Origin of the sequence: Oscillatoria salina IIICB1, from assembly GCF_020144665.1 — a bacterium.
In the GTDB taxonomy this organism is placed as follows: domain Bacteria; phylum Cyanobacteriota; class Cyanobacteriia; order Cyanobacteriales; family SIO1D9; genus IIICB1.
In genome coordinates this window covers 24,933-30,937 of record NZ_JAAHBQ010000067.1, presented here as the reverse complement: position 1 = coordinate 30,937, position 6,005 = coordinate 24,933, and the positions used below count along the sequence as shown (strand labels likewise).

4 protein-coding genes are annotated in these 6,005 nt (G+C 40.3%); 3 read left to right on the top strand and 1 reads right to left on the bottom strand.

Annotated features, from left to right (window positions below):
- Window positions 1-61 precede the first annotated feature (61 nt).
- Window positions 62-1,807 carry an iron uptake porin gene (locus G3T18_RS18655; protein ID WP_224412093.1) on the bottom strand — a complete coding sequence of 582 codons (1,746 nt, stop codon included), beginning with the start codon at window positions 1,805-1,807 and terminating at the stop codon, window positions 62-64.
- Between the two features lie 157 nt (window positions 1,808-1,964).
- Here G3T18_RS18655 and G3T18_RS18650 point away from each other — a divergent pair, with 157 nt between their 5' ends.
- The 3 genes from G3T18_RS18650 to G3T18_RS18640 all read left to right on the top strand — a co-directional run bounded on the left by G3T18_RS18650 (window position 1,965) and on the right by G3T18_RS18640 (window position 5,938).
- Window positions 1,965-3,389, top strand: coding sequence for a pentapeptide repeat-containing protein (locus G3T18_RS18650; RefSeq protein ID WP_224412092.1), 1,425 nt, complete (start codon window positions 1,965-1,967; stop codon window positions 3,387-3,389).
- A gap of 73 nt (window positions 3,390-3,462) precedes the next feature.
- Window positions 3,463-4,884: an MBOAT family O-acyltransferase gene (locus tag G3T18_RS18645; RefSeq protein WP_224412091.1), complete on the top strand. Its 1,422-nt coding sequence runs from the start codon at window positions 3,463-3,465 to the stop codon at window positions 4,882-4,884.
- 7 nt (window positions 4,885-4,891) lie between these two features.
- Window positions 4,892-5,938 carry a hypothetical protein gene (locus G3T18_RS18640; RefSeq protein WP_224412090.1) on the top strand — a complete coding sequence of 349 codons (1,047 nt, stop codon included), beginning with the start codon at window positions 4,892-4,894 and terminating at the stop codon, window positions 5,936-5,938.
- The last annotated feature ends 67 nt before the right edge of the window (window positions 5,939-6,005 follow it).

Here is a 6,005-nt window from a genome sequence, read left to right as displayed (position 1 = left end):
TAGGAATTGTTTAACCTAACCCCCTACCTCCTTAGTTACAAGGGAAGGGGGAATAGTTTATTTAGAAGGAAAAAGTGGTGCGAATTGAACCGATTACTAAATCGGAATTGTCGTCGTTGAAACCGGGTGCGGTAATCCAAATTACGCCGGGGGTGATGAAGATATTATCGGTGATTCGTAGCTGATAAAAAGCTTCGACGTGGAAGGAGGTATCTTTGTCTTCTTCTAAGTTTGCTACGCTGGTATCAATCAGTTTTGGCTCCATGCCAAAAACGATTCCGCCGAGATTGCCTTCACCGCCTAAGTCGGGAAATCCTAGCCATGCGGCATAGTTAAAGACTTCGTTGTCGCCCCGTTCGACTAAGCCATCGAAAGTAGAAAGTAATCGGCTGTGAGTGTAACCAACCCAACCGCCGAGGACGAATTTGTCGCTAAGTTGCCAGGAAAGTTCGATCCCGTAGGAGTTGCTACTGGTGGGAATGTCTCCTAAATCGGTGTCGAAAAGGTCGTTTAAGAAATTGAAGCTGGTGCGACTGCTACCAGTTCCGGTGTCGTCGGCTTTGTAGGAGTGGATGTAAGTTAAACCGAGGTTGAAGCGATCGCTGGGTTTGAAGACTAATTGTCCTAATGCTGCATACCCGCCGTTAAATAAACCGTTTCCGCTTGAGGGATCGTCAGCGTTTCCGGCTAAGTAGCCTAAACTCAATTCAAAGGTGTTTCCTAATTGGGATGTGATTGCTAATCCTGCGCCGTCTACTAAATAATAAATTGGGTTGCGCGTTCCAAAGGCAGATAAGGCACCATAAGCGCCGTCTCCGTCTAAAATATTGACGGTACTGGCAAAGTCATCGGCTGCGGCTCCAGCGCCAGCGAGTAAGACTTCGGTGTTGTCTCCGAGAGGAAATCGGTATAACAATACTTCGATGCTGACATCGTTACCTTCTGGTTGGGCAAATGCTAATTCGCCTTCTGCTGTACCTGTAGCGTCAGCAAGTTCGGGAAAATTTCCGGTGGCGAGTCGGGTAAAGAGTAAGTCTTCTCCAGTGAAGCTGGTATTTAATTCTAAACGAACGCGAGATCCTAATACTGTGGTTTCGTTGACTTCTTCGCCGTCGGGGGTTTCTCCGGTGAAAATGCTGGCGACACCGACGATTACTTGCCCTTCGAGCTTGGTTGTGGTTGAAAATTGATTGTCTTCCACAAATGCGACTCTGGCTTCTAAGTCATCTACCCTAGTGCCTAATGTCGCTAACTCGGCTTCAAATTCTTGGATTAACCGTCGTAACACGATTAAGTCTTCTTCGCTAACCGCAGATGTTGTGGTTGTGGTTGTACCACTGTCGCGAATTCTGGCTGCTAGCACTTCTAAACAAGCGTTTAATCCTGCGGCAAATTCGTAGCGGGTTAAGGCGCGGTTGCCTCGGTAGGTGCCATCAGGATAACCTTGGATACAACCATAATTATTAACAAGATTTCGCAATGCTTCATAAGCCCAATCGCTCGGTGAAACGTCGCGTAGCTGGTTGACGTTGGTGATTTGCTCCATCCCACCGCTATAGCCTTCAATTTGGTTGATGACGCTACCTTCGCTACTGTCTGTGGGCTGTTGTGTGACTAGCGATGTTAATTCGCTTATGGCTTCTATTTCAGTAATTGTCAGGCTTTCGGGACTTATTTCTGTTTCGATTTGGGGGAGGGTTTCGGCGATCGCCGCAGGCGAAACCAACAATGTTGCCGCTAAGATTAAAGACGTGGGTTGCCAACTCTCGACAACCGTTTTTCCCCGCCGATTAGTTAATTTTACCATATCCTCACACACAAATTTCTCAAAAGAATCTTACGCTTATTGAATTTATTTGGCAATAACTTGAGGAGGATAGCGATCGCGACCTAAATAATCTTGGTAAGCTATCAGCATATCCGCGAACCTCAAACAAGAATGAGAATCATTATATAAGACTAGGATGGCATCAAGACAAGAAAATTCTGCTGAAGCGATCGAAACCCTGGAGGCGGCGATCGCCAGAATCGAGCAACTAGAGCAAAAATTGGCGAAAATATCCAAGTATTCAGTATTAGTGAAACGCCAGCTAGAGAATCTCAGCCAAGAGTTTCACCACCGCTCGGAGTTAGAGTTGCTAGAGTCACTGAGTTTAGAAATAAGCAGGTTAAGAGTAACAATTAACAATTTATCCTCAGCAACACCTAGCAGCCCCAACAGCCAAGAACAAAATTCTAACTCAGTTTCTCCTCCTCAGAAAAACACCTCTTATCAAAACTTCGTGCAGCGATATCGTCGCGGAGAAGGAAACTTTAGCAGCATCAATCTTGCTCAAATCGACTTAACAGGAAAAAGCCTCGCCTACTTAAACTTTAGCAAAGCCAACTTAGCCAAAGCCAACCTCGAAAAAGCCGATCTTTGGCAAATTGACTTCAGCGAAGCCAACCTCAGCGAAATACAACTTTTAGGAGCAAGATTTTACCGAATTAATTTTCGCGAAGCCAACTTAGAAAAAGCCGATTTTCGTGGTGTTAACCTAGCAGGTGGAGTAAATTTAGAAAGAGCAAACTTAAGTCAAGCCAATTTCAGCAAAGTTAACCTTTCCCATCCTCGAATCAACCTCCGCAAAGCCAACCTCAGCCAAGCTAATTTAAGCAAAGCAAATCTCAGCAAGGCGATTTTGCGCGAAGTCAACCTCAGTAACGCCAACTTAAGTCATAGTAACCTAATTGCCACCAACCTCGAAGAAGCTAATTTAACTAGAGCCAGTTTAACTCACGCGATCGCCTCTCCAGAAACTATTTTCCCCTTCGACTTCGATTTAGAGCAAGCCAATATTTATTTTCTTGCTCCCGGTGCATCCTTACCCGCAGCAGATTTATCCGGTGCCGACTTACATAAAATCAACTTAAGCAAAGCTAATTTATCACAAGCAAACCTTTCCTTAAGCGGATTATGGGAAGCCAACTTAAATGAAGCCAATTTCTCAAAAGCTAACCTCAGCCACGCAAGTTTACAGCGAGCAAAATTAGTCAAAGCTAACTTAAGTGAAGCCAACTTATCCGGCGCTAACCTCAGCCAAGCCGATCTTACAGAAGCCAACTTAACTAATGCCAACTTGTCTGGAGTATACTTAGGCAATGCTAATCTCACAGGTGCAAATTTAACTCAGGCAAACCTACAAAAATCAGGCTTAAGTAAAGCTAACTTTAGTAAGGCTAATCTTACCAAAATAAATGGAGTGGGAATTTGCTTGAGTTTGCTAAATTTAAGTGAGGCAACTTTAGTCGAAGCGAATTTATTAGCAAGTAATCTTTATCAAACCAATTTAGAAGGAGCCAATCTTACCGATGCTATTATGCCCGACGGAAAGAAATATAGAAACTAAGGTAGACGATCTAACTCAACTTTAACTTTTGAATTAATAATTTACTTGCCAATTCCTAATCACCAATCCCAAGATGCTGTTTAATTCACTAACTTTTGTTGTTTTTTTTCTCCTAGTTTACTCGCTTTATCTACTTTTATTAAAGCATTATCGAGCGCAAAATATTTTTCTGCTCGTCGCTAGCTATATTTTTTATGGCTCCTGGAATTGGCGCTTTCTCATTTTATTAATAATTTCCACCGTCGTTGACTTTTTTGTTAGTCAATGGATGTCACAAACATCCAATCTTCAGCGCCGGAAACTTTTGCTAACCGTCTCTCTACTTACAAATTTATCTATTCTCGGCTTTTTTAAATATTTTAACTTTTTTGTCGAGAGTTTCATTCAGTTATTCAATTGGTTAGGAATTGCCGCCAATCCAATTACTTTAAATATTATTTTACCTGTAGGAATTTCCTTCTATACCTTTCAAACTTTAAGCTATACAATTGATGTCTATCGCGGTAAATTAATTCCTGCTAAAAATTTACTCGACTTTGCCGTTTATGTAGCATTCTTTCCCCAATTAGTCGCAGGTCCCATCGAACGAGCAGAAAATTTTTTACCACAAATTACGCATCCGCGCAAGGTAAAATTAGCACAAATTAATGCCGGGCTTTTCTTAATTCTCTGGGGGTATTTCAAAAAGGTAGTTATTGCCGATAATATCGGCTTAATTGCTAACGCAGTTTTTAACAATTATACCGACTATCAAGGAATTGATGTAATTATCGGTATTCTTGCCTTTACAGTCCAAATTTACGGTGATTTTTCGGGATATTCAGACATTGCAAGAGGTATTTCTAAGCTGATGGGATTTGAATTAATGGTGAATTTCAAGCTACCATTTTTTGCCATTAATCCTAGCGATTTTTGGGCGCGATGGCACATTTCTCTATCTACTTGGTTGCGAGATTATCTTTATATACCCTTGGGAGGAAATCGTCAGGGAACTTTTAATACTTATCGCAATCTAGGGATTACAATGTTATTAGGAGGATTGTGGCATGGTGCCGCGTGGAATTTTGTAATTTGGGGTGCCTATCATGGCTTAATTTTAATTATATATAGAATGGTTTCTCGCGAGCGAGAACATTTAGATCCTTGGGGTGGAAAATATTCTTATCCGAGTATTTTAGCAAAAATGCTGTTAATGTTTATTTTAGCTAACATTGGTTGGGTAATCTTTCGCTGCACTTCTCTAGAACAAATGGGTTATATTCTTACTCATATCGGTTTGAGTTGGTCGGAAAATACAGCAGATTTTTTAACTAATTTTCTCTGGTTGACCGTACCTTTATTAATCGTCCAAATTCACCAGTATTTCACCGGAGATTTATTAGCCCTTATTAAGCTAAATCTTTGGTTGCGGGTGCCAATTTATAGTTTATTTTTAGTCAGTATTTTGCTGTACGGATATCGAGAATCAGTAGAATTTATTTATTTTCAATTTTGAGGGCAAAATGATGAAAAAAATCAAGCAACTGCCAAAAGAAATTATGGCAAGAACGACAGTTCGGCGCTTAACTATTTCCATATTTGGTACAGTGCTATTAACGGGATTAGTTAATTTTGGTTTGCTTTGGTATCTCAAGAATTATCCCCAAAATGAGGGTTATTCTCGAATTGAGGATAAATGGCAATTAATGTTAAATTTATCAGAACCAGTTGATGTCTTAATTTTAGGAGATTCTAGCTGTCATCAAGGAGTCGATCCGAGTATTATTGAAGCTGAATTAGATGTCGAAGCGCTTAATCTTTGTACGATCGCCGATGCTTTAGTGCTCAATAGTGCTTGGATGGTAGATAAGTATATCCAAAAATACAGCGCACCTAAAGCAGTGATTTTAGTTTATGTTTACGATGTTTGGTATCGGGATCTAAATTGGAATGTGATCTCACAAATACCTTTAAGTTGGGGATTTTGGCACAAATTAGAACCGGAGATAGAGATAAGTTTTGCTGAGCAAGGGAATTTGTTTTTAGACCGCTATGTGCCATTATACTCTAAAGACCAAAGTATTAAACATATTTTTGCCAATCCAGATGATTGGTTTCAGCAAGAATCGAGAGATGAAATCGAAGAATTTAACACTGCTTCAAAAGCAAATCCGGAATATGTAGAAGAAAATACTGAAGCTCATTTTCGGTTTGTAGAAGAAAATCAATTTAATTTGTCTAAATCTAATCGTCTAGCTTTAGAAAAAATTATTTCTCTGGCTAACAAATACGAATTTGAAGTTTATCTAGTTAATAGTCCGCTTTATGAAGGATTGTATAAAAATGATGATTTCCGTAATTATTTAGCGGATGTACAAACAACTTTAGATAGGTATGAAAAGCAAAACGATCGCGTCCATTATCTTTTCCGGAAACCAAGGAAATTTTCCCGCAATGAGATGGAAAACGCCGATCATGTCATCGAATCGGCAGCCGAGATTTTTTCTCATGAGTTAGCCTCAGAGATCGAGAAAATTAGAGAAACAAGAGAAACTGAAGAGGGAAAATAACTTAGCGACTATCCTAAAAGTGTATTTGTTAACAAATCTTTGCTTAAGATTAGCAGCCAAGACAGGA